19 protein-coding genes are annotated in these 23,724 nt (G+C 65.4%); 14 read left to right on the top strand and 5 right to left on the bottom strand.

The window, feature by feature from the left end; genetic code table 11:
* Positions 1 to 16 precede the first annotated feature (16 nt).
* From VGN46_RS11820 to VGN46_RS11780, 9 genes are all read left to right on the top strand, one after another.
* Positions 17 to 1,012, top strand: a complete 996-nt coding sequence (locus VGN46_RS11820) for a MoxR family ATPase (protein WP_331643888.1) — start codon at positions 17 to 19, stop codon at positions 1,010 to 1,012.
* Positions 1,009 to 1,929, top strand: a complete 921-nt coding sequence (locus tag VGN46_RS11815) for a DUF58 domain-containing protein (protein ID WP_331643887.1) — start codon at positions 1,009 to 1,011, stop codon at positions 1,927 to 1,929. The genes VGN46_RS11820 and VGN46_RS11815 overlap by 4 nt, the downstream gene beginning before the upstream one ends.
* Positions 1,929 to 2,426: a DUF4381 domain-containing protein gene (locus VGN46_RS11810; protein ID WP_331643886.1), complete on the top strand. Its 498-nt coding sequence runs from the start codon at positions 1,929 to 1,931 to the stop codon at positions 2,424 to 2,426. The genes VGN46_RS11815 and VGN46_RS11810 overlap by 1 nt, the downstream gene beginning before the upstream one ends.
* Positions 2,413 to 3,399, top strand: a complete 987-nt coding sequence (locus VGN46_RS11805) for a VWA domain-containing protein (protein WP_331643885.1) — start codon at positions 2,413 to 2,415, stop codon at positions 3,397 to 3,399. Before VGN46_RS11810 ends, VGN46_RS11805 begins: the two co-directional genes overlap by 14 nt.
* The gene (locus tag VGN46_RS11800; protein WP_331643884.1) at positions 3,396 to 5,282 is read left to right on the top strand and encodes a VWA domain-containing protein; all 1,887 of its coding nucleotides are present in this window, start codon (positions 3,396 to 3,398) and stop codon (positions 5,280 to 5,282) included. The genes VGN46_RS11805 and VGN46_RS11800 overlap by 4 nt, the downstream gene beginning before the upstream one ends.
* 2 nt (positions 5,283 to 5,284) lie before the next feature.
* On the top strand, positions 5,285 to 6,958 hold the full coding sequence (locus VGN46_RS11795; RefSeq protein ID WP_331643883.1) for a BatD family protein: 1,674 nt from the start codon (positions 5,285 to 5,287) through the stop codon (positions 6,956 to 6,958).
* Positions 6,959 to 7,047: 89 nt separating this feature from the next.
* Positions 7,048 to 7,509: a MarR family transcriptional regulator gene (locus VGN46_RS11790; RefSeq protein ID WP_331643882.1), complete on the top strand. Its 462-nt coding sequence runs from the start codon at positions 7,048 to 7,050 to the stop codon at positions 7,507 to 7,509.
* A 117-nt stretch (positions 7,510 to 7,626) separates the two neighbouring features.
* On the top strand, positions 7,627 to 8,763 hold the full coding sequence (locus tag VGN46_RS11785; RefSeq protein ID WP_331643881.1) for an efflux RND transporter periplasmic adaptor subunit: 1,137 nt from the start codon (positions 7,627 to 7,629) through the stop codon (positions 8,761 to 8,763).
* A gap of 13 nt (positions 8,764 to 8,776) precedes the next feature.
* The gene (locus VGN46_RS11780) at positions 8,777 to 11,878 is read left to right on the top strand and encodes an efflux RND transporter permease subunit (protein WP_331643880.1); all 3,102 of its coding nucleotides are present in this window, start codon (positions 8,777 to 8,779) and stop codon (positions 11,876 to 11,878) included.
* Between the two features lie 125 nt (positions 11,879 to 12,003).
* On the opposite strand, the gene VGN46_RS11775 is transcribed toward VGN46_RS11780, so the two are convergent.
* From VGN46_RS11775 to VGN46_RS11765, 3 genes are all read right to left on the bottom strand, one after another.
* Positions 12,004 to 13,446 carry a M20/M25/M40 family metallo-hydrolase gene (locus VGN46_RS11775; protein WP_331643879.1) on the bottom strand — a complete coding sequence of 481 codons (1,443 nt, stop codon included), beginning with the start codon at positions 13,444 to 13,446 and terminating at the stop codon, positions 12,004 to 12,006.
* A gap of 68 nt (positions 13,447 to 13,514) precedes the next feature.
* Positions 13,515 to 14,909, bottom strand: a complete 1,395-nt coding sequence (locus tag VGN46_RS11770; RefSeq protein ID WP_331643878.1) for an ATP-binding protein — start codon at positions 14,907 to 14,909, stop codon at positions 13,515 to 13,517.
* Positions 14,906 to 15,619, bottom strand: coding sequence for a response regulator (locus VGN46_RS11765; RefSeq protein WP_331643877.1), 714 nt, complete (start codon positions 15,617 to 15,619; stop codon positions 14,906 to 14,908). Before VGN46_RS11765 ends, VGN46_RS11770 begins: the two co-directional genes overlap by 4 nt.
* Positions 15,620 to 15,767: 148 nt before the next feature.
* Between VGN46_RS11765 and VGN46_RS11760 the strand changes: the two genes are divergently transcribed.
* The 3 genes from VGN46_RS11760 to VGN46_RS11750 all read left to right on the top strand — a co-directional run bounded on the left by VGN46_RS11760 (position 15,768) and on the right by VGN46_RS11750 (position 20,263).
* Positions 15,768 to 16,097 carry a hypothetical protein gene (locus VGN46_RS11760; RefSeq protein ID WP_331643876.1) on the top strand — a complete coding sequence of 110 codons (330 nt, stop codon included), beginning with the start codon at positions 15,768 to 15,770 and terminating at the stop codon, positions 16,095 to 16,097.
* 11 nt (positions 16,098 to 16,108) lie between these two features.
* Positions 16,109 to 17,119, top strand: a complete 1,011-nt coding sequence (locus tag VGN46_RS11755) for a helix-turn-helix domain-containing protein (protein WP_331643875.1) — start codon at positions 16,109 to 16,111, stop codon at positions 17,117 to 17,119.
* Between the two features lie 135 nt (positions 17,120 to 17,254).
* The gene (locus VGN46_RS11750) at positions 17,255 to 20,263 is read left to right on the top strand and encodes a TonB-dependent receptor (protein WP_331643873.1); all 3,009 of its coding nucleotides are present in this window, start codon (positions 17,255 to 17,257) and stop codon (positions 20,261 to 20,263) included.
* A 200-nt stretch (positions 20,264 to 20,463) separates the two neighbouring features.
* Here the strand turns inward: VGN46_RS11750 and mscL are convergent, their stop codons facing one another.
* The gene (gene mscL / locus VGN46_RS11745) at positions 20,464 to 20,865 is read right to left on the bottom strand and encodes a large-conductance mechanosensitive channel protein MscL (protein WP_331643871.1); all 402 of its coding nucleotides are present in this window, start codon (positions 20,863 to 20,865) and stop codon (positions 20,464 to 20,466) included.
* Positions 20,866 to 20,935: 70 nt separating this feature from the next.
* Positions 20,936 to 21,622: a fumarylacetoacetate hydrolase family protein gene (locus VGN46_RS11740; protein ID WP_331643870.1), complete on the bottom strand. Its 687-nt coding sequence runs from the start codon at positions 21,620 to 21,622 to the stop codon at positions 20,936 to 20,938.
* Between the two features lie 133 nt (positions 21,623 to 21,755).
* Here VGN46_RS11740 and VGN46_RS11735 point away from each other — a divergent pair, with 133 nt between their 5' ends.
* A complete protein-coding gene (locus tag VGN46_RS11735; RefSeq protein ID WP_331643869.1) occupies positions 21,756 to 23,003 on the top strand; it encodes an efflux RND transporter periplasmic adaptor subunit in 1,248 nt (415 codons plus the stop codon).
* A 23-nt stretch (positions 23,004 to 23,026) separates the two neighbouring features.
* Positions 23,027 to 23,713, top strand: coding sequence for an ABC transporter ATP-binding protein (locus VGN46_RS11730; protein WP_331643867.1), 687 nt, complete (start codon positions 23,027 to 23,029; stop codon positions 23,711 to 23,713).
* Positions 23,714 to 23,724: the final 11 nt, after the last annotated feature.

Genomic DNA, 23,724 nt, shown 5'->3' with positions numbered 1-23,724 from the left:
TTTACGAGCCACCGCCATGCCCGAGACCTTGCCCGCCGCCACGACGCCCTTGCAGGAGGCCTTCGTCCGCCTGCGGGGTGAGCTCACCCGCGGCATCATTGGCCAGCCCCACCTGGTGGAATGCCTGTTGATCGCCCTGCTGGCTGACGGCCACCTGCTGGTGGAGGGCGCCCCGGGCCTCGCCAAGACGACGGCGATCAAGGCCCTGGCGACCCGCGTGGAAGCGGACTTCCACCGCGTACAGTTCACCCCTGACCTGCTCCCGGCCGACCTGACCGGCACCGATATCTTCCGGCCGCAGACCGGCACCTTTGAATTCGAACGTGGCCCGCTGTTCCACAACATCGTGCTAGCCGATGAAATCAACCGCGCACCGGCCAAGGTGCAGTCGGCACTGCTCGAAGCCATGGCGGAGCGGCAGATTACGATCGGCCGGCGCACCTGGCCGTTGCCCGACCTCTTCATGGTCATGGCCACCCAGAACCCGATCGAGCAGGAAGGCACGTTCGCGCTGCCCGAGGCCCAGCTCGATCGGTTCCTCATGCATGTGACCATCGGCTACCCCGATGCGGACGCCGAACTGGCCATCCTCCGCCTTGCCCGTGAGCAGGCGCGCGAATCGATGCACCCGGCACCGCCCCCGGCGCATGTGTTGCGTCCCGCCGATGTCTTCGCCGCACGTGATGCTGTGCTCGCCGTGCATGTCGCGGCACCGCTGGAGCTCTACATCACCCAACTCGTGGTCGCGACGCGCGAGGCGGGTCGCTACGGCCCGGAACTGGCCCGTTGGATCGCGTGGGGGGCGAGCCCGCGCGCCACGATCGCGCTCGATCGTTGCGCGCGTGCCCGGGCGTGGCTGGCTGGCCGTGACTACGCACTGCCGGAAGATGTCCACGCCATCGCGCACGAAGTGCTCCGCCACCGCGTCCTGCCCAGCTATGAGGCGGAAGCCGAAGGCGTGCGCTCGGATACGATCATCGACCGCCTGCTGGATCTCGTGCCGCTGCCGTGAGTGCCGTTCCCCACGTCGTGGATGCCCGCGTAAACGTCGCGTTGCCCGAACTGCTCGCGCTGCGCTCGCGGGTCATGCGCGCGCCGCCCCCACCCGTGGTATCGCGCGCACCGCGTAGCGGCCAGCGACCGGGGCGCTTGCACGGCCGTGGCATGGATTACGCCGAATCGCGTGTATACCAGGCCGGCGATGATGTGCGCCGCATGGATTGGCGCCTGACGGCGCGCAGCGGCGTCGCCCATACCAAACTCTTCCAGGAGGAGCGCGAAGGCCGCTTGCTGGTGTTATTGGACACAAACGCCAGCATGCGCTTCGGTACGCGCACGCGCTTCAAATCCGTACAGGCTGCACGGGTTGCCGCCATGGCTGCCTGGTACGCCATGCGCGGCGGCGATCGTGTCGGTGTGCTTGCCTTTGGCGGCCAGCGTCACCTGCTGCGCCCCCAGGGTGGCCCGCGCGGCGCGCTGGCCGTGTGCGGTGCGCTGGCGACCTGGGATGCCATGTCACCGGGTAGCGATGAAAGCCTCTCCGCGGCACTTCAGCGCGCTGGCCGGCTCATGCACGGCGCATCACGCGTGTTGCTGGTCAGCGATGGATTCGCCGTCGACGATGCGGCGCACGGCCGCATGCTCGGGCTCGTCGGCAAAGCCGAAGTGCGGATCGTGACGGTCGCCGACCCGCTGGAAATGGCGGAGCCGCCGCCGGGGCGTTATCCGTTCTCACACCAGGGCGTCCATTACGACATCGCGCTGCATGGCGAGCGCCAGCGCGTGGAGTTTGCCCGCGCGCTCGGCGATGGGCGGCACCGCCTCGCTGCGCTCGCGAGCCAGTTGGGCCTTCGCCATCGCATGTTGGATACGTCAGCGGATCCACTGGATGCCGTCGTCGATCTGCTCGGTCCATCGAGGGGACGCTGATGCCGCAACCAGGACCCGAACTGCGCGATATTCATGTGCCCCACGTGTCGTGGTGGCCGCTCGCCCCCGGCTGGTGGATCCTGGCCGCCCTGCTCGTCGCGGGGTTGATCGTGCTGCTGTGGTCGTGGCGCCGGCGGGTGCACCGTCGCCGCTACATCGATGGTGTGCTTGCCGGACTGCGGCTGGCACGCACCCGGCATGCCGATGATGGTGATAACGCGGCGTTTGCCGCGAGTGCGCATGAGCTATTGCGCCGTGTGGCGCGGACGCGGGATCCCGGCAGCGTCACGCTTTCCGCGCGGGCCTGGCGCGATGCGCTGGCAGCCATGGCGCCGAAGCGCGATGTATCGCGCCTGGTGGTGCTCGGCGAAGTAATGTATCGCCCGCGGGCTCCGCTGGATGTCGATGCTGTCGCGATGGATGTCGATGGATGGGTCCGTGACGTGCTTTCACGACCCGCCGCGCGCGGCACGGGGAGGGCGCATGTCGCTCCCTGAATTCGCATGGCCCTGGTTGTTTCTCGCGCTACCGCTGCCGTGGGTGATGCGCCGTTTGCTGCCCCCGCTGCGTCCCGCCCAGGCGTTGAACCTGCCACAGCCCGGCATCACGCTGATGCCGGCTTCGGCCAATCGTGCGTCGTTCGCCGCCTCCGCGCTGATGGTGCTCGCCTGGATCTGCCTGGTCACCGCCGCTGCGCGGCCCCAGCACCTGGGACCGCCCGAGCCGCAGAAACGCAGCGGGCGCGCCACGATGCTCGCCGTCGATCTGTCCGGGAGCATGTCGCTCGATGACATGCAGCTCGCGGGCCGCCAGGTCACGCGTTTCGCCGCGGTCGAGGCGATCGCCGGCGACTTCATCGACCGGCGTGCAGGTGACGAGCTCGGCCTTGTCCTGTTCGGGTCGCAGGCTTACCTCGTCACGCCGCTCACGTACGACCTGGATGCCGTGCGTTCGCAGCTTCACGACGCTGTCGTCGGTTTACCCGGTCGCGAGACAGCCATTGGTGATGCCGTCGCCGTTGCGGTCAAGCGACTCGCGGATCTGCCGCAACAGGCGCGCGTGCTCGTCTTGCTGACCGATGGCGTGAACAATGCCGGTTCCATCGCGCCGCGCGAAGCGGCGCGGGCGGCGAAGGCGGCGGGTGTTCGCGTCTACACCATCGGCATTGGCGCCACGGCCATGCGCGTGCCGGATTTCTTCGGCTCGCGCATTGAGAACCCATCCGCCGACCTGGATGTCGGCATGCTCACCGATATCGCGAACCAGACCGGCGGTCGGTTCTTCCGGGCCACCGATACCGATGAGCTGGCCAAGGCCTATCGACAGATCGATGAGCTTGAGCCCGTGCCGCAGCAAGGCGCATCGCTCCGCCCGCGTGACGAATGGTTCCGCTGGCCGCTGCTCGCCGGCCTCATGCTGCTCATCATCGCGCTGGTGCCGCGGTGGCTGCCGACCAGGGCGTCCGCATGAATGCGATGACGGCACATTTCCATTTCCTGCAGCCGCATTGGCTCTGGCTGTTGCTCATCGTACCCCTGCTGGCGTGGGCCATGCTGCGTCGATCGCCCGAGGTACGCGTGCTGTCGCGGCTCGCCGATCCGGCGCTCTTGCCTTACCTGCTCGATGGCACGCCGCGGGCATCGCGCTTGCCGGCATGGGCCGTTACTTCCGCGGCGACGCTTGCCATCCTGGCGCTTGCCGGCCCGTCGTGGGACCACGCCACCGAACAACTCTTCAGCGAGCGCGCCGCGCAAGTCGTGGTGGTGTCGATGTCTCCACACATGCTGGCGCGCGATGTCGTGCCCGACCGGCTTAGCCGCGCGCGCTACAAGGTGCGCGAGCTTTACGCGGCCAACAGCGATGGCCTGAACGCGCTGGTGGCCTACACCGGTGAGTCGTTCACGGTGGCGCCGTTGACGACCGACGCGCACAGCGTCGATGACCTGCTGGCCGCACTTTCGCCGGATACGATGCCCGTCGGAGGCGATGACGCCGGCAAGGCGATCGACCAGGCCGTGCAGCTCATCCGCCACGCCGATGTCCGCGGCGGTTCGATCGTCGTGGTCACTGATCGTGCGGATGCCAGCGCCCAGGCCGCCGCACGCCGCGCGGTGGCCGCGGGGGATCGTGTATCCGTCCTCGGCATCGGGACGCCACGCGGTGGCCCCATTACCACCGACGACGGTGGGTTCCTGAAGGATGAGCAGGGCAGCATTGTCATGGCGCCGCGCAATGATGCGGCACTGCGCGCACTTGCCGCCGCCGGCTCCGGTGCGTATGCCGTTGCCGCCGATGATCGTTCCGATATCACCGCGATGGCGGCGGCGCTGCACGACGCGGGCAAGGCGCGTGCGGAAGACGGTACCGGCACGGCGCGCTGGGAAGATCGTGGCCCATGGTTGCTCTTGCCGCTATTACCTCTGGTGGCACTCGGCTTCCGCAGGGGCTGGCTCCTGGTGTTGGCGCTTGCGTTGCTTCCCGTCGCACCCTCGCACGCGGCGTCGGCGACGGATGTGTTTCGCACGCGCGATCAGCAGGCCGCCGATGCGCTCGCCAGCGGCGATGCGAAGAAAGCCCAGGCTCTCGCGAAGAGTGCTGGCCTGCGCGGCGCGGCGGCGTATCGCGCCGGAGATTACGGCGCCGCCGAAGCGGCCCTGCGTTCGTCGACCGACAGCGATGGCCAGTACAACCTCGGCAATGCGCTCGCCAAACAGCAGCAGTACGACGAGGCCATCGCGGCTTACGATCGCGCACTGAAGGCAAACCCGGCAAACGCCGACGCGGCCGCGAACCGCAAAGCCGTGGAAGACTTCGTCAAGCAACAGCAGAAGCAGAAAAAGGACGACGACGGCGCAAAGGGCAAGAAGGATGGCCAGCCCGACAAGAAGCCTGGCGACCAGGGTAAGGATCAGCAAGGGCAACAGGGCCAGCAGGATGACGCGTCGAAGGGCCAGCAAGGCGGCCAGTCGGCGGGTGGCAAGGATCAGAACGAGCAGCAAGGTGCGCCAGGCCAGGCGGGCGAGGGTGAAGGCAAGGACCAGGGTAAGGATGCGGGTAAGGCGCAGCCACCCCAGGGTGATGCCAACGCCAAATCAGCCGCGGAGCGGGCGCAGGTCGAACAGGCTCAGCAGGCGCTGAAGCAGAAGATGGACGCGGCACTCGCTAACCCGTCGAAGGGCGACAAGGATGATCAGCATGATCTGGGGCAGTTGTCCGAATCGGAGGCATCCTCGAAGCTGCCCGCCGATGTTCGCCGCCAGCTGATGCGCGTGCCCGATGACCCGGGCGGCTTGCTGCGCCGGAAGTTCATGCTCGAATACCAGCGCCGCCATGGCGCTGAGCCGGAGGAATGATGATGCGCCATGCATGGCTGGCCTTTGCCTTGTTACTGGTCGTGGCAGTTGCGCACGCGCAGGCTGCCGCGCCCGTGGCATCGCTCGACCGCACACGCGTAGGCAGTGGCGAAACGGTGACGCTTAACATCGAGGTGGGCGACGGCAGTCTCGGTAACCCCGATCTCTCGCCGCTGGCCGCGGATTTCATCGTGTTGGGTACCTCCACCAACCATTCGCTAAGCATCATCAATGGCAAGCGCGAGGCGCACACGATCCTCGGCGTGGCGCTCCGTCCGAAACACGAAGGGCAGATCGTCGTCCCGGCGCTCACCATCGGTGGCCAGACGACGCAGCCCGTGACGCTCACGGTGGAGGCAGCCGGCAGCGCGCCCGCCAATGCCGCGAACCGGCCTGTCGTTCTTGAAGGCAAGGTCGATCCGGCACAGGGTTACGTCGGCCAGCAGTTCGACTACACGTTGCGCCTTTACTTCGCGGTGAACCTCGCTGACGGACAGCTCGGTGACCCCTCGGCGGAGGGCGCTGAAATCCGCCGGATCGGGTCGGATGCGAATTACCAGTCGGTCCGTGGCGGCCGTCGCTTCAACGTGGTGGAACGGCACTACGCGATCATCCCGCAGCACCCCGGCACGCTGGAGATCAAACCGCCAGGTTTCCAGGGCACGGCAGTCGATCCGACCGACGTCAACTCCTTCTTCGGTGCGGGCGAGCCGGTGAACGCGGTCGCACAGCCCGAACACGTGGAAGTGCGTGCACGGCCAGCTGCCGCTCCGGAGGGGGCGTGGTTGCCCGCCCGCAGCCTCACCCTTTCGCTCACGGGCTTCCCTGCCGATGGCAAGGCCCGTGTCGGCCAGCCGATCACCCTGGGTATGCGCCTCGATGCCGTTGGTTTGCCGTTCGAGGCATTGCCCGCCTTGTCCCTGCCGAAACTCGATGGCGCCGACGTCTACCCTGACAAGGCCGTGACGGGTAGCAGCACCAACGGACCATGGATCACGGGACGCCGCCAGCAGGGCTTCGCGGTGGTGCCGACACGCGCCGGTACGTTACATATCCCCGAGACCACGCTGCACTGGTGGAACGTCGCGACCGATAAGGCGGAAACGGCAACCATTCCCGCGCGCGACATCGCCGTCTCCGCTGGCGGTTCCGCGACGGTGACGCCGCCGATTCCGGCGGCGGCCCAGTCCGTGCCAAACGCCGCACCGACGGCTGTGCCGGCATCGACGTCGGGCGGCACGCCCTGGCGTTCCATCGCCGCCGGCGTCGCCCTGCTCTGGGTGTTGACCCTGGTCGGGTGGGTCGTCTGGGCGAGGCGGCGTCGTCGGCCGATCGCCGAGGTGCCGAACGAAGCGCCGCAGGCGCGCCTACGCCCGGGCCCGGCCCGTGAGGAATTTCTCAGGGCCGTCGCCAGCGGCGACCTCGCGCTCACCGAGCATCGCTTACTTGGATGGGCGCGCATCCTGCGCCCGGGTGTCCGTAGCCTGGGCGATCTCGCCGCGGCGCTACGGCCTGGTGACCAGCGGGATCTCCTTGTGGCGCTTCAGCGTGCACGCTTTGGCCAGGGCGGCATCGACATGGCTGGCCTGGGTGCCGCGTTCGACAAGGGGTTCGACTGGGCGGCGCCGGAGCGGCCTGTTGATGGTGGGGGGCTGCCGCCGCTTTATCCTCGGTAGGGGGTTGCGCGTTTCTCGCTTGTGACGGGTAGGCACAGGTGGATACGATGCGCTTACCGCCGCAAATACAGCCGACCAGCTACCCATTCATGGCCGATCAGCCCAAAGTCGAAGATATCTCGTTCGGGTACCTCCTCAACGACGTCACCCTGCTTTTCCGGAAGCATTTTGACCGTCGCGCGGTGAAATTCGGGCTGACCCGCGCCCAATGGCGTGCCCTGAAGTGGCTCCACCGCCGCCCCGGCATGCGCCAGAATGAATTGGCTGAGCAACTGGACATGGAGCCGATCGCCGTAGGTCGCGTCATCGACCGCCTTCAGGCTGCCGGCTTCGTCGAGCGCCGCCCGGATCCCAAGGATCGTCGGGCCTGGCGCCTGCACGATACGGAGCAGGCCCGTAGTGTCATCGATGACATGGAAGATATTTCACGTGGCCTGCGTCGCGACTCGACCCAGGGGATCGCCGTGGATGACCTGGAGAAGGCGCTGGCCGTGCTGGAACGGATCAAGGAAAACCTCCAGGCACTGGATGAGCCGTCCGAGGAGAGCTGAGCGGCTGTCAACGTCGCTCCCTGTGCTGCGTTAGCTACATGGATGTCTCGACTAAACCTATGTCCGCGCACTCCCCGGCGCGGCGACCGAACCTAACGGTTTCGGCCGGAGCCCCCCATGCAACGATCCCCAGGGAAGAAACTTCTCCTCATCGCCGGATTGATCGCGCTCGCCGCCATAGCTGTGGGCGTGATGCGCCACGGTGCAGATGGCAAGGATGCACAGCAGCCGGGCAAGGGTCATTCACCCGCTGGCACGCCCGTGACAACCGCTGTCGCGACCCGTGGCGAGATCGATCTTTCACTTAAGGTCATCGGCCGCGCCGAGGCGTACTCCACGGTGAACATCCGTTCGCGTGTGAACGGCCAGCTGGAGAAACTCGCCTTCACACCGGGTGCGCACGTGAAGAAAGGCGACCTGCTGGCGCAGGTGGATCCGCGCCCGCTGAAGGCCGCGCTGGATCAGGCACAGGGCAAGGTCGCGAGTGATCAGGCCCAACTGGTCAAGGCCGAAGCCGATCTGTCCCGCTACCAGAACATGCTAGGCAAGGGCTTCGTCAGCCGCGCCGATTTCGATCTCTATAAAGCCAATCTGGGTGTCGCGCGCGCCGCGCTGGAGAGCGATCGCGCCGCGGCCCGCGCCGCGCAGGTCCAGCTCGATTTCACGACGATCAGCGCGCCGTTCGATGGGATCACGGGCGCACCGCTTGCTTACCCGGGCGCCACGCTCACGGCCGACACCACCGATATCGTGGTATTGAACGAAGTGGACCCGATCCGCGTGGCCTTCTCGATCCCGGAAGATAGCCTCTCGGCCGTACGAGCCAGCCAGCGACTCGGCTCGCTTCCTGTCGAAGCGAAGATTCCTGGCGATACCGGTGGCCCGCTCAAGGGTGAACTGGAATTCGTGGATAACGCGGTGGATGCCACCACGGGTACCATCGTGCTCAAGGGCCGGTTCGCCAACGCCGATGGTCGCCTGACCGCGGGGCAGTTCGCCGAAGTCACCCTGCCTACCACGCGCCTGACCGATGCGGTGAGCATCCCGGTGATCGCACTGCAGAGCTCCACCGCGGGTACGTTCGTGTTCGTGGTCAAGGCCGATCACACCGTTGAACAACGCAGCGTCACCACCGGTGCCGGTACCGCGGCGCGCGTGGTGATCGACAAGGGTCTCGCCCAGGGCGAGCGCGTGGTGACTGAAGGCCAGATGCTCCTGGTGGACGGCGCACTCGTACGCATCGACAAGGGTTGAGGAGGTCTGCGGCGTGAACCTGCCTGAACTGTGTATCCGCCGCCCGGTGATGACCACGCTGCTGATGGCGGCGCTGGTGATCTTCGGTATCGCGGCCTACCCGAAGCTCGCGGTCAACGAGTTACCCAACGTCGATTTCCCGACCATCAACATCAGCGCGAACTTGCCCGGCGCGTCACCGGAAACCATGGCTTCGTCGGTGGCGACGCCACTGGAAGCGCAGCTGTCGACGATCGCCGGCATTGATTCGCTCACGTCATCCAGTTCACTGGGGTCGACGACGATCACGATCACGTTTGCGCTCGATCGCAGCATCGATGGCGCGGCGCAGGATGTCCAGGCGGCGATCTCCGCCGCCCAGCGCCAGCTGCCTCAGGACATGCCGACGCCACCCACGTATCGCAAGGTGAACCCGGCTGACGCGCCCATCCTGTTCCTCACCATGCAATCGTCCACGTTGCCACTTTCCACCGTGGATGATTACGCCGAGACGGAACTAGCCCAACGCCTGTCGATGGTCGAGGGCGTCGCCCAGGTCAATGTCTACGGTTCGCAGAAATACGCCGTACGTATCGCCGTGAATCCGGATCGGCTCGCCGCCACCGGTATCGGTGTCGACCAGATGGCCAGCGCGATTGCCGCCGCCAACGTCAACAAAGCCACGGGTTCGCTCAACGGCAGTCGCCAGTTGCTTTCCATCCGCTCGGATGGCCAGTTGATGCGTGCCGCCGATTACAACCAGGTGGTGCTCGCTTACCGCAACGGCGCGCCGATTCGCCTTTCCGATATCGCCACGCCGCGCGATAGCGTGCAGGATGACCAGAAGGCCAGCTGGTTCAACGGCAAACGCTCGATCACCCTGGCGATCCAGCGCCAGCCGGGCGCCAATACCGTTGAAACAGTAGACCGCATCTTTGCGCTGCTCCCGGGCTTCGAGGCCACGCTGCCGCCCTCGGTCAAGTTGAACGTGCTGTACGACCGCTCGGTGTCGATCCGCGATTCCGTACACGATGTGCAGTTCACCCTGGTCCTCGCCGGCATCCTCGTGGTGCTGGTGATTTACCTGTTCCTGGGGAATGCCTCGGCGACGCTCATCCCCGCCGTGGCGCTGCCGATCTCGGTGCTGGGTACGTTCGGCGCGATGTTCGCGCTGGGATATAGCCTGGATAACTTATCCCTGCTGGCGCTTACCCTCGCCGTGGGTTTCGTCGTCGACGATGCGATCGTCATGCTCGAAAACATCATGCGCCACATCGAAATGGGCGAGAAGCCATTCGATGCCGCTGTGAAGGGTGCTGGCGAAATCGGCTTCACCATCTTCTCGATGACGTTGTCGCTGGTGGCCGTATTTATCCCCGTGATGTTCATGGGTGGCATCGTCGGTCGCCTGTTCCATGAATTCGCGGTCGTGATCAGCGTCTCGATCCTTATCTCGGGCTTCGTCTCGATCACGCTGACGCCGATGCTGTGCAGCCGTTTCGTCAAGGCGCATGCGCATGACAAGCGCAGCCGCATCGTGGTCTGGTTCGATGCCGGCTTCAGCGCCGTCACCAACGGTTATACGCGCACACTGGCATGGTGCATGCGCCATCCGCGCGTGGTCGTGGGTGTGTTTGTGCTGAGTCTCGCCGCGACGGGTCTGCTGTTTGCCGTGGTGCCGAAGGATTTCATCCCCGCTGGCGATAGCGGGCAGTTGCGCGTGACCACGGAAGGCCCGACCGATATCTCGTTTGCCGCGATGTCGGCGCGCCAGCAGGCGCTGGCGGAGATCGCGGGGAAGGATCCAAACATCAGTGGTTACATGTCGAGCGTGGGCGCCGGTGGCGCGCGCGCGACGATCAACTCGGGCTCGATCCTGCTTACCTTGCACCCTGCGGCCAAGCGCGGGCGCACGACGCCGGACGAAATCATCCAGGAGCTGCGGCACAAGTTTGCCCAGGTGCCGGGTATCCGCACCTACATCCAGAACCCGCCCGCCATCCAGGTGGGCGGCCGCCAGTCGAAGGCGCAGTACCAGTACACGGTGCAATCCACCGACCTGCAGGCGCTCTATGCGTGGTCGGGCAAACTGGTCAGTGCATTCCAGCAGTTACCGGGTTTCCAGGACGTCACCACGGACCTGGACCTCAACAGCCCATCCATGGTGGTGCAGGTCAACCGTGACAAACTGGCGCCCATGGGTCTCACCATGGACCAGGTGCAGACCGCGCTTGGTACAGCGTTCGGCGAGAACCAGATTTCCACGATCTACGGCTCGGCCACCCAGTACTGGGTGATCCTGCAGGTGGACCGCAGTATGCAGGATGATCCTGCGGTGCTATCCAAACTGTACGTCACCTCGGATACCGGCAAGCTCATACCGTTGAACACGGTCGCTCGTTTCGAGCGCAAACCGCAGGTGCTCACGGTGAACCACCAGGGCCAGCTGCCGGCGGTGACCGTCTCGTTCAACCTCGCACCGGGCGTGTCGTTGAGCGATGCGGTGGCGAGTATCGATCGCGCGACCACCGAGCTGAAGTTGCCTGCCACGCTGAGCGGTAGCGTGCAGGGCACGGCGCAGGCATTCCAGGATTCGATCAAGGGCATGGGCCTGCTGTTGCTGTTGGCCGTCTTCGTGATCTACCTGGTGCTTGGCATCCTGTACGAGAGCTTCATCCATCCGCTCACGATTCTTTCCGGCCTCCCGGCCGCGGCGGTGGGCGCGCTGCTGACGCTGGTGATCTTCCAGGCGTCGCTGGATCTGTTTGCGTTCGTCGGCATCGTGATGCTCGTGGGCATCGTGAAGAAGAACGCGATCATGATGATCGACTTCGCGCTGGAGCGACAGCGTGATGCGGGGATGACGCCGTTCGATGCGATCTACGAAGCGTGCCGCGTGCGTTTCCGTCCGATCATGATGACCACGATGGCGGCGTTCGCTGGTACCTTGCCGATCGCGCTCGGTATCGGTGCAGGCGCAGAAACCCGTCGTCCGCTGGGCCTGGCCGTTGTCGGTGGCCTGGTGGTATCGCAGATCCTGACGCTCTACCTCACACCGGTGATCTACCTGTACATGAGCCGCCTGCAGGAGCGCGTCGCGCCGAAGCAGATCGGCGAGCCCGTCGCACACCACTAAGGCCACAGCGCACTAAATCTCTGTAGGAGCGCGCTTGCGCGCGATGGGTGCTCGCGGCAGGTCCTATCGCGCGCAAGCGCGCTCCTACAAAAGCCGTGCGCGGCGGGTGCCGCGCACGTAGGCGTTTAGTCGTGCGCGCCGTCTTTCGCGAATGCGCCCGGGGCGGAGCCGAAATTGCCATCGGCCTGCGCTGCCAGGTAGGCAAACGTCGCGTACACCGCTACGTTCTGCGCCAGTGCCTTCGGGTCGATCTTGTCGAGCGTGTCGTTGGCGTTGTGGTGGTAATCGAAGTAGTCGGTACCATCCTGAGTCAGCGACAGCGCAGCCATGCCCTTCGCGTGCATCTGCGAGAGGTCGGAGCCGCCGCCGCCAGGCTTGGTTGGATCGTAGGCGACACCGATCGGCTCGATCACCTTGGCGATCTGCTCGATCGCACCACGCGCTTCCGGCTTCACCGATGCGGTCATGCGCCAGATGCGGCCTGCACCGAAGTCCGACTCCGTACCGAGCTGGAACTTCGCCACATCCTTCGCATGCGCTTCGGCATACGCACGGCCGCCCCACAGGCCCATCTCTTCGTTGGCGAAGGCGATGACACGGATCGTGCGATCCGGGCGCTGCGGCATATCCTTGATCAGCTTCGCGGCAGCTGCCGCGATGGCGACGCCCGCACCGTCATCGATCGCGCCGGTGCCAAGATCCCACGAATCCAGGTGTCCGCCGATGGCGATAACTTCGTTCGGCCGGGTGCGGCCGGTGACTTCGGCGATGACGTTGGCGCCCTCATAGGTCCCCTTGAAGCCGACATCGAGGTCGAGCTTCAGCGTGACCGGCTTGCCTTCCTTCAGCACGCGCTCCAACTGGTCGGCGTCGGGTAGCGAGAGCGCCGCGGCCGGAATGGCGTCCTTCGGGTCAGTGAAACCCGTGACACCCGTGTGCGGCGTGCGGCTGTGCGGGTCGGTGCCGGCGGAACGGAGCAGGTAGGCCGCGGCGCCCATCTGCGCGGCAAGCACCGCGCCGCGCGTACGTGTCGCCGAACCCATGCCGTAGTCGTGGCCGTCCTTCTGCTGGGTCATGTGCGTGCTGACGTAGACGATCTTGCCCTTCACGGTGGCCGGATCGGCCGCCTTCAGCGCATCCAGGGTATCGAAAGCCACCACTTCACCGGTGAGGCCACCCGCCGGCGTACCCGCCGAGTAACCGAGCGCGGTCACGTAGAGCGGTTGGGGGAACGGGGCCACGATCGCGGCGTGCTCGCTACGGCGCTCCCACAGCGGGTAGCTCACTTTCTCGGTGTAGACCTTGTCGAAACCCATGGCCTTGAACTTCGCGATGGTCCACTCGACGCCACGCTTATCGGCCGCGCTGCCAGCCAGGCGCGGGCCCACTTCGGTGGTGAGGGCGGAGACGAACTCGTAGCCGGTGTTGTCGGCCATGGCCTTGTCGCGTAATGCGGTGGCCGCGGCGACAGCCTTGGCCGGGATGGTCGTCGCCTTGTCGGCGGCATGGGCCGAGCAGGCAAGCGCAATGCACGCGGCAAGCGCGTGGAAACGGAAAGCAGGACGCATGGGTGACCCCTGGGGACGGAAACCCCGATTATGGACCCGGCACCCCGTGTGGGCGCCTAGGTAGGAAGTCATGCATGCCGTCGGGCAGGCAGGATCACCGACGCGCGCAGGCCACCCTCGCGGCGGTTGCGGATATCCACGGAGCCCCCGTGCTCAGAGACGATGGCACGCACGCTGGCCAGCCCGAGGCCAATGCCGCCGGTATCGCGGTTACGCGACGCTTCCAGGCGGAAGAACGGCTCGAAGACCTGGCGCTGCATGGCCTCGGGGATGCCAGGGCCATCATCGTCGATCTCCAGTACGCAGTTGTCCCCCTGGAAACGCAGGCGCATGCGCACGCGGTCGCCGTACTTCAGGCCGTTGTCCACCAGGTTCTCGATCGCGCGGCGCAATCCCACCGGGTCGCCATCCACGGTGACCGCCTGGCCGGCCTGGAGTGCGACATCGTGGCCGATGTCGACCAGGTCGTCGGCCACACTTTCCGCAAGCAGGCGGAAATCGAGTGGCTGGCGGTTCAGGCCGAAGGAGCGGTCACGGATGAAGTCGAGCGCCGCGGAGATCATCGTCTTCATCTCGCGGATATCCGCATCGACCTTGTCGCCTAGCGGATCAGGCAAACCATCGAGGCGGAATGACAGGCGCGTGAGTGGCGTGCGCAAGTCGTGCGCGATCGCCGCGATCATCTGCGTGCGCTCCTGCATCATGCGATTCATGCGCGCCTGCATGGCATTGAACGCATCCACGGCCTGACGCATTTCCGTGGGGCCCTCGGAAGGTACCGGCGGTGCGCCGGTATCGCCACCCAGCCGGTGCGCCGCCTCGGCGAAGCGCCGAATAGGCGCGGAAAGGGCGCGGGCAAACAGCGCCGCGAGCGGCAACATGATGAGCACGCCAAGGCCTAGCATCCATAGCAGGCGCGCTACCACGGTATCGGCGAAGGGCGTCGGCGGAACCGTCACCACGCGCCACGATCCGTCATCCAGTTGCAGGCCTACCACCGAGGGGCCTGCAATGGCGCGCATGAAGGAAGGCATCGGCCCGAGACCGTTCTGCGTGGCGAAGACGCGCAGGTGGTCGCGTGGGACCGCCAACGCCACGGCAAGACGGTCCGTGAGGTGTGCGGACGCACCCCTGTCGTACTCGTCGATGGCCTCGGGTGGCGCCTTCTGGGTCGTCACATCGAGGTCGGTGAAACGCGGCGGACCGTAAGCACCCGGCATGCCGCCATCGCGTGGCGGCATGTCCGGCTCGCCGTGCATCCTGCCGCCGTCGAAGAGCCCGCGATCCACGGGCTGCAGGTCGGGTCGCAGGGCGTTGATGAGGTCGAAGAATCCCGCGGACGGCACCGGCTGGGGTGGGCGCAGGGTGAACACCAGGAAGCCGATAGCGGGGGTGATCAGCAGTGCACACGCCATCATCAGGAAGGTGCGCGCGAAGATAGACAGGCGGGGAGGGCGGATCATGGGCGGCTCACCTTGGGTACCAGCATGTATCCCTCGTTGCGCACGGTACGGATCATCTCCATGGCGGCGCGGTCGTTGAGCTTGCGGCGCAGGCGGCTGATCTGTGTATCGATCGCGCGGTCGTAGACTTCGGTGCGGCCGCCGTGCACCAGGTCAAGCAACTGGTCGCGGGTAAGGATGCGTTGCGGGTGGTCGACAAAGGCGCGCAATAGGGCGAACTCCCCATCGGAAAGGTTGATGAAGATGCCCGTCGGGTCGCGTAGGTCGCGCCGCGTGACATCGAAGCGCCAACCCGCGAAGAGGTAAGGGCGCGCATCATCGGACACGGTCGGCTCGCTTGAGTTCACACGGCGAAGCACGGCGCGCACGCGTGCCAGCAGTTCGCGGGGGTTGCATGGCTTCGCCAGATAGTCGTCCGCGCCCACCTCAAGGCCGATGATGCGGTCCATGTCGCCGCCCAGCGCACTGAGGATGATCACCGGCGGCCCTTTCTCGGCTGCCAGCCGGCGAGCCGCGGAAAGCCCGTCCTCACCGGGCATCATCACATCGAGCACGACCAGGTCGGGGCGTTCGCCCGCGATGGCCTGGTCCATCTGCGCGGCGTTCTCCGCCACCTGCACGCGATAGCCATGCCCGCCCAGGAAGCCGGCAATCAGGTCGCGGAGTTCGGGGTCGTCATCGACCACCAGGATGAGGGCATTCGTGTCCATGGCCATGCGCGTTTGATAGCAGAAACCGCGCCAGAACGCGTGTCCTGCACGGCACAGGGCTGACACATGGCAGACACACGGCGACAACGGCAGGTGACGAGCGCCCGGTAGCCTGCAGGCCACTCGTCGCTACGCAGGCCCCTGCCCGATGGCTGTCTTTCCCCGCTGGTCCACCGCGCTATTCGCATTCGCCATGACGGCTGCGGCCGCCGCCTATGCGCAGGATCGTGACCCTCCGCGCCCCCCGCCGCACGATCCGGCGTTTGAAGCGGCCATGGACGATTGCTGGGTGGATTACGGCGGGGAACCCGATGACCCGGTACCGGCGGACACGATGGCCGAGTGCATGGCCTCGAAGGGCTTTCCGCCGCCGCGCCACCTTCGTCCGCCACCGCCACCGCCACCACCGCATGGCGCGCCGCGTGGTGACGATGAAGACGATGACGACCCGATTGCCAATCCGTTTGCCGGCCCGTGAGGAGACACTTCATGCCGTATCCGCAGCCGGCCCTTCGCCCCGTGCCGCCCTTGTCCGCCCCTCGCGAGCACCTGGCCGCGGCGCAGCGTTTCTGGGACACCTTTGGCCAGGGAGCGGCCCGCCAGCCCGGCCAGACCGTGCTACTGGATGGATACGCCGGCCATCGCCTGCGCTTCGCCACGTTGAGCCATACACCACACGTGTTCAGCAGCGACCAGCTGTCTCGCGAGCACCGCCATGCCGCGTTGCTGGTCTTGCAACTCGAAGGTGAAAGCCGCATCGAGCAGCACGGCCGGCGCGGCACGATTTCGCCGGGTAACTTCGGCCTCATCGACCTGTCCCGCCCGTTCCGCGTGGAAACCGGGCGTTCGTTGATCCAGGCAGCCTACCTGCCGCTCGCCGTGTTACGCGATGCCGTGCCGCGGCTTGAGCAGGTGACGGCCCTGCCGCTGAGTGGCCATGTCGTCGCGGCAGCCTTTCTGCGCAGCCTGTTCCGCGACCTGTTTGATCGCGCGGAAGAGATGACCGAAGCGGTAGCCGATCGTCTGGTCGAAGCCATCCCGCACATGCTTGCGGCCGCTACCGTCGCCGTGGGTGAGGTGTCGCCGCCGCCATCGCAGCTTCGCCAGCACCACAAGGAGCAGGTGCGCCGCTTCGTGCGCGAACACCTCGCGGATCCGGCGCTGTGCGCCGAGATGATCGGCAAGGGTGTGGGCCTCTCGACCAGTTACCTGTTCGAGCTGTTTGCCGATGAAGACATCACGCTGATGCGTTGGGTTCGTGCGGAGCGCCTCGCGCGGTGCCAGCGAGAACTTGCGGATGCATCCTTGCGATATCGCAGCATTTCGCACATTGCACAGGCGTGGGGTTTTGGCGACATGACGCACTTTGGTCGCAGCTTTCGCGAAGCTTACGGAATCTCGCCGCGTTCATGGCGACAGACTGCACGTTTGGACGTCCAGCCGTCCAAGGAAACGCCGAGCGATGGTGGAGTTTCCCTCCACGTGGCTACAGGGATTTAACACTACATTGCTAATGCGGTGACCGCGGCGATAACGCGGCAGCCGCAGCCTTACCCCGGTGCAGTGGGGATGGCGCACGCCAGGCGTTGCGCCGGTGGTAGGGCCATCTATTTTAACTTTGGGGAGAGTCCCGTAGTGTCCAATCATTCTTCACGCAAGGTCCGGCTGAGCCGGATCAGCCTTGCGCTCGCCCTGGCCCTCGGGGCCGGTGCCGCGCTCGCCCAGTCCACCACCGGTAGCATCTTCGGCCAGGCGCCGGTTGCCGAGGGTGAAACGGTCGTGGCGCGCAGCGCCAACGGCATTAACCGCGAAGTAGCCGTCGGTGCCGACGGCCGCTACACCATCGGTTCGCTGCCACTGGGTTCCTACACCGTGAGCCTCATGCAGGGCGGCCAGGCCGTCGATGCACGCAACGACGTAAACCTCCGCGTCGGCTCGGGTACCGAGGTCTCGTTTGTTACCGCCGCCTCGTCTGCTGCCGCGACGAGCCTCGGTTCGGTGACGGTATCCGCCAATGCGCTGCCGCCGGTAGATGTCTCGAGCGTCGATTCGCGTACGGTCATCACCTCGGCCCAGCTCGCCAAGCTGCCCCTGGCACGTAGCGCGGAAGCGATCGCGTTGCTGGCGCCGGGTGTGGTGCCTGGTTACAGCGGCTTCACCGGTACGACGAACAGCAATACGCTGGTCTCGATCGGCGGCTCGTCGGTCACGGAGAACGCTTACTATCTCAACGGCTTCAACACCACCGATCCACTCAGCGGCTTCGGTGGTATCACGCTCCCGTACGGCGCCATCGACCAGCAGGAAATCCTGAGCGGCGGTTACGGCGCGGCCTACGGCCGCTCGGATGGTGGCGTCATTAGCCAGAGCGGCAAGCGCGGCACCAACGAGTGGCATTTTGGTGCGCAGCTGCTGTGGCAGCCGGCCTTCGCCAGCGGCACCAGCCCGAACTCGTACTACGTGACCGGCTCGCAGGAAGGCAATATCTATCGCCGTTATTCGCAGAACAATAGCTGGACAGCGACTGAAAGCGCCTATGTGGGCGGCCCGCTGATCAAGGACAAGCTGTTCTTCTTCGCCGCGGTCGAGCAGCAGAAGCAGGATGCTAACTCGGTGACTGCGGTGTCGACGTCGTACAACAACCATTACGAGTACCATGATCCGAAGTGGTACGCGAAGATCGACTGGAACATCAACGACAACAATATCCTTGAGCTGACCGGTGCCAGCAGCAAGACCCAGTACAAGGGCAATTTCTACGACTACGACTATGACACCGGCCAGACGGGCGCCCTGAACAGCCAGGATACGTCGACGAAGAACAGTGCGACGGTCGCGATCGCCAAGTACACCAGCTACATCACTGATGACATCACGCTGACCGCCTTGTATGGCAAGCAGAAGATGACGTACTTCAGTGAGACGCCGGGGTACGACCCGTCGCTCACCTACATCCTGAACCCGGAACTGCAGAATCCGGCGATCACGGGTGGCTCGCAGATCAACAATGCGCAGTCCGCGCTGACCATCGCCAATGAGAACCACCAGGCAACCACGCGCAACCTGCGCATCGACCTTTCGTGGAAGGTCGGCGACCACACGATCACCGGCGGTATCGATAACCTCGATTCGCATGATAAGGATGATGGCGAGCAAGCGTCGGCGTGGCAGTATGGCTTCAGCGATCCCGCGACGGCGATCAGCGATGCACCGTTCGTCGCCGCACCGAACACAGGCGCGGGCGGTGAGACCGGTTACTACGTCAACAAGTACCTCTACAGCACCTCGGCGTCGGTCCGTGTCAAGCAGCGTGCCGAGTACCTGGAAGATAGCTGGCAGGTCGATGATCGCTGGCTGTTGAAGATCGGTATCCGCAACGACCAGTTCACCAACTACAACCCGAACGGCGAGGCCTTCCTGCGCCTGACCAAGCCGCAGTGGGCCCCGCGCCTCGGCGCCGCATGGGATGTGCATGGCGACTCGTCGCTGAAGGTTTACGCCAACGCCGGCCGTTACTACCTCGCCATGCCGGCCTCGGTGGCCCTGCGCGCTGCCGCAGGCTCGACCTTCACCAACGAGTACTACACCTACACCGGTATCGATTCGAACGGCTATCCGACAGGGTTGACCCAGCTCGCATCGGAAACCGGTGGCGCGGTGTCGGCCAACAACGAATACGGCCAGTCGCCCGATGCGAAAACCGTGGCCTCCAGCAACATCAAGTCCGAGTACCAGGACGAGTACCAGCTTGGCTTCGACCAGCAGATCAACACCGACTGGGTCTGGGGCATGAAGGGCCAGGTACGCAAGCTGCGCAACATCCTGGACGATATCTGCGACACCGATACGATTGCCAACAAGGCGGCCTCGCTCGGCTACGACATCGATACCAGTGCCATGAATGGCTGCTACCTGTCCAACCCGGGTGTCACCAATACATACCGTATCCCGAATGGCGCGGGTGGTTACGATAGCGTGGATGTCTCGGCCGCCGACTTCGGCATGCCCAAGGCAAAGCGTAGTTATTACGCCCTCGAGACCTACCTTGAGCATCCGTTCGATGGCGTGTGGACCGGCAAGATCGACTACCTGTACTCGAAGAGCTACGGCAACACGGAAGGCCAGGTGCGTTCGGATATCGGCCAGACCGACGTATCGGCCACGGTGGACTGGGACTACGGCAAACTGATGGAGTACTCCAACGGGTTGCTCTCCAACGACCGCAAGCATCAGCTGAAGGCGTACGGTTCGTGGCAGGTCGCGCCGGAGTGGATGCTCTCGGGCAATATCCTGGTCATGTCCGGTACCCCGAAGACCTGCCTGGGTTACTACGGCTCGGACCAGAGCAACCCGGTTGGTTACGGTAGTTACTATCACTACTGCGGTGGCCTTCCGTCGCCCCCGGGTGCCGCTGGTCGCCAGCCGTGGCAGCACATTGTTTCGCTTTCGGCGGAATATCGCCCGATGTGGGCTGACCAGAAACTTGCGTTCAATGTCATGGTCTATAACGTGCTGAACGAATCGAAGGCCACGGCCAACTACGTTCTGTACGGCACCACCGCTTCGCCGAACACCAACTACGGCCGCGTTACGTACTACAGCACGCCGCGTTACGTCCGTTTCGGTATCACGTACGACTTCTAAGCAACTGCTTTAAACGCATACCAACAATAAGGCGCCCGAGCCGTGAGGCTCATCTCCCGGGCGCCCATCTCCCCAGATAGGCCGCTGGCTCTTCCCGACCAGCGGCCCTTTTTTTGCCCGGCTCTTGTAGGAGCGCGCGTGCGCGCGATGGGTGCTTGCGGGAAGGGTCATCGCGCGCAAGCGCGCTCCTACAAAGGTGGTTAGCGGTTCTGCTGCTTGAGCAGGTCGCGGATTTCCTCGAGCACGACCACGTCCGGCGGCGTCGCGGCAGGTGCATCTTCGTGGCGGGTGAGCTTGTTGATGCCCTTCACGACCAGGAAGATCGCGAACGCGATGATGATGAACTGGATCAGCACGTTGATGAAGACGCCGTACTGGATCGCCACTTCGGCGGTCTTGGCCGCGGCGTCGGCGGGCTTGAGCACCCACTTCCAGTCAGAGAAATCGATACCGCCGATCAACATGCCGATGGGCGGCATGATGATGTTGTCCACGAGGGACGTCACGATCTTCCCGAACGCTGCGCCGATCACCACACCCACGGCCAGGTCGATCACGTTGCCGCGCAGGGCGAATTTCTTGAATTCCGCCATCACACTCATTGCATGCACTCCTCGTTGCGTCGTGTCGAACGGTCGAACCTAGCGATCCTGGTGTAAGGATCGCGCGAAATCACGAAATACGTCCCTCGAACGCCGCGATGCCTTCCAGCGTGGCACGGAACGTATCGCCCCGTTGCAGCGCAGACACACCGGCCGGCGTGCCGGTGAAGACGAGGTCACCCGCCTTCAGCTCGAACAGGGTAGATAGTGCCGCGAGGATCTCGCCGACGTCGAGCACCATGTCGCCGAGAGTGGCGTGCTGGCGCACCTCGCCGTTGACCTCCAGGGTGATCTGCGTGCTGGCGGAGGGCGCCACTTCGCTGGCGGGAACCAGGGCCGATACCGGCGCAGAATGGTCGAAGCCCTTGGCGACATCCCAGGGCGCACCCTTGGCTTTGGCCTGGGCCTGAAGGTCGCGGCGGGTCAGATCGAGGCCGACGCCATAGCCCCAGACGAGCTTGCGCGCCTCATCAGCGCTAAGGTTAGCGCCGCCGCCGCCCAACGCCACGACCATTTCGACCTCGTGGTGCAGATCGTGGGTGGCACTCGGGTAGGGCACGTCCGCGCCATCGGTGACGACGGCGTCGGCCGGCTTGGTGAAGAACATCGGGTTCGCCTTGTCCACGCTGGCGCCCATTTCCTTCGCGTGGTCCGCGTAATTGCGGCCAATGCAGAAAATGCGGCGGACGGGGAAGCGGCCGGGCTGGCCGGCGACGGGGAGGCTCGGCTGGGCCGGCAGGGGGATGACGGTATTCATGCGGCCAAGCCTAGCAGGTGACACCTGTCACGGCAGATGACTGATGGGTCCAAATGGCGCACGGTCCGCCGAGTTCGCATGATCTTGGTCGACGACGGTCTTGTACGAACACCGCTAGGGGACGCGAGGGGACATGAATTCGAACACCGAGCTGCTGAAGCAGCTGAAGATCGACAAATCGCATAAAGAGGCGCCCGGTGGCCGGCCGCCCTGGGGCCGCATCGCCGCTATCGGCGGCATCGTGCTCGTCCTGCTCGCCGCCGGCGTGGGTGCCTGGGCCTTCCTCGGGAAGCGCCCGATCGAGGTGCAGGCCGCGACCGCCGTGGCGCCGGCATCGGCGGGCGATGCCGGCGCGGTGCTGCAAGCCACGGGCTATGTGACAGCGCGCCGGCAGGCCACCGTCTCCGCGCAGATTACCGGCGCACTCACCGAAGTACTGATCGAAGAAGGCGATCGCGTGGCCAAGGGCCAGGTGCTTGCCCGCCTGGATGACAACGCTCTTCGCGCCGGCCTGGCATCCGCGCAGGCCAGCGCCGCGGCGGCGCATGCCAACGTCACCCAGAATGAAGCGCAGCTCGAACAGGCTCTGCGCGATGCGACCCGCCAGGAAGCGCTGGTGGGCAGGGGCCTGGTCTCGAAGCAGATCGCCGAGCAGACCCGGACCCAGGCCAACACCTACCGCGCACAGGTCAACACCTCGCGGCGTCAGGCGCAGGCGGCGGATTCACAGGTAGGCGTGGCCCAGGTCAATCTCGACTACACCGTGGTGCGCGCCCCGTTCGATGGCGTGATCACCGACAAGGCAGCACAGGTCGGCGAAATCGTTTCGCCCCTGTCCGCGGGCGGCGGCTTCACCCGTACCGGCGTGGGCACCATCGTCGACATGGATTCGCTGGAGATCGACGTGGATGTCAACGAGGCCTACATCGGCCGCGTGCAACCCGCCATGGCCGCGGAAGCCGTGCTCGATGCCTACCCCGACTGGCACATCCCCGCGCACGTGATCGCCATCGTTCCCGCGGCCGATCGTGGCAAGGCCACCGTCAAGGTTCGCGTCGCGCTGGAACAGAAGGATGCGCGCATCGTGCCGGATATGGGGGTGCGCGTCTCGTTCCTGGAGCATCGCACCGAGGCCCGCGCGGCGGCGCCGAAGGGCGTGATGGTCCCGTCCAGCGCGATCGTCCAGCGCGAGGGCCACGAGGTCGCCTTCGTCGTCGCCGATGAAAAAGCGCATCGCCGTGAGGTTACCGCGGCAAAGCCCGTAAACAACGATATGCGCCTCGTCACCGCCGGCCTTGCCGCTGGCGATACCGTGATCACCACGCCACCCGACAGCGTCGGCGATGGCACGCCCGTCCACATCACTCAACCCGCCCCCTGACCGCGTTTAAGGAGATAAACAGCATGGCAACCCTGATCGATATCCAGGATCTGTCCAAGGTGTACGAGCGCGGCCGGCAGAAGGTCGAGGTTTTGCACGGCGTGGACCTGAAAATCGAGGAAGGCGACTTCCTCGCACTGATGGGCCCTTCGGGCTCGGGCAAGACCACCTTGTTGAACCTCATCGGTGGCCTCGATACGCCGACCGGTGGCAGCATCACCGTGGCCGGCGAACGCATTGATACGCTCGGCGCGGGCCAGCTCGCCCGCTGGCGTGCCGCCCATGTGGGCTTCGTGTTCCAGTTCTACAACCTCATGCCCATGCTCACCGCGCAGCGCAACGTAGAGCTGCCGCTCCTGTTGACCAAGCTCTCGAGCAAGCAGCGCGCGCAGAATGCGGCTATCGCCCTGCAACTGGTCGGCCTGGCCGATCGCGCGACGCACAAGCCATCGGAGCTTTCCGGTGGCCAGCAGCAGCGCGTCGCGATTGCCCGTGCCATTGTCTCGGACCCCACGCTGCTGGTCTGCGATGAGCCCACCGGCGACCTCGACCGCCAGTCGGCCGAGGAGATCCTCGGTCTGTTGCGCGAGCTGAACCGTGAACACGGCAAGACCATCGTCATGGTGACCCATGATCCGAAGGCTGCCGACTACGCCAACCACACGCTGCATCTCGACAAGGGCACCCTTGTCGAGCAGGCCGCGGCGTAACGGAGCGCCGC

The sequence above is a fragment of the Luteibacter sp. genome, from assembly GCF_036500425.1.
In the GTDB taxonomy this organism is placed as follows: Bacteria; Pseudomonadota; Gammaproteobacteria; order Xanthomonadales; family Rhodanobacteraceae; genus Luteibacter.
This window is presented reverse-complemented; position numbering and strand designations above follow the sequence as displayed.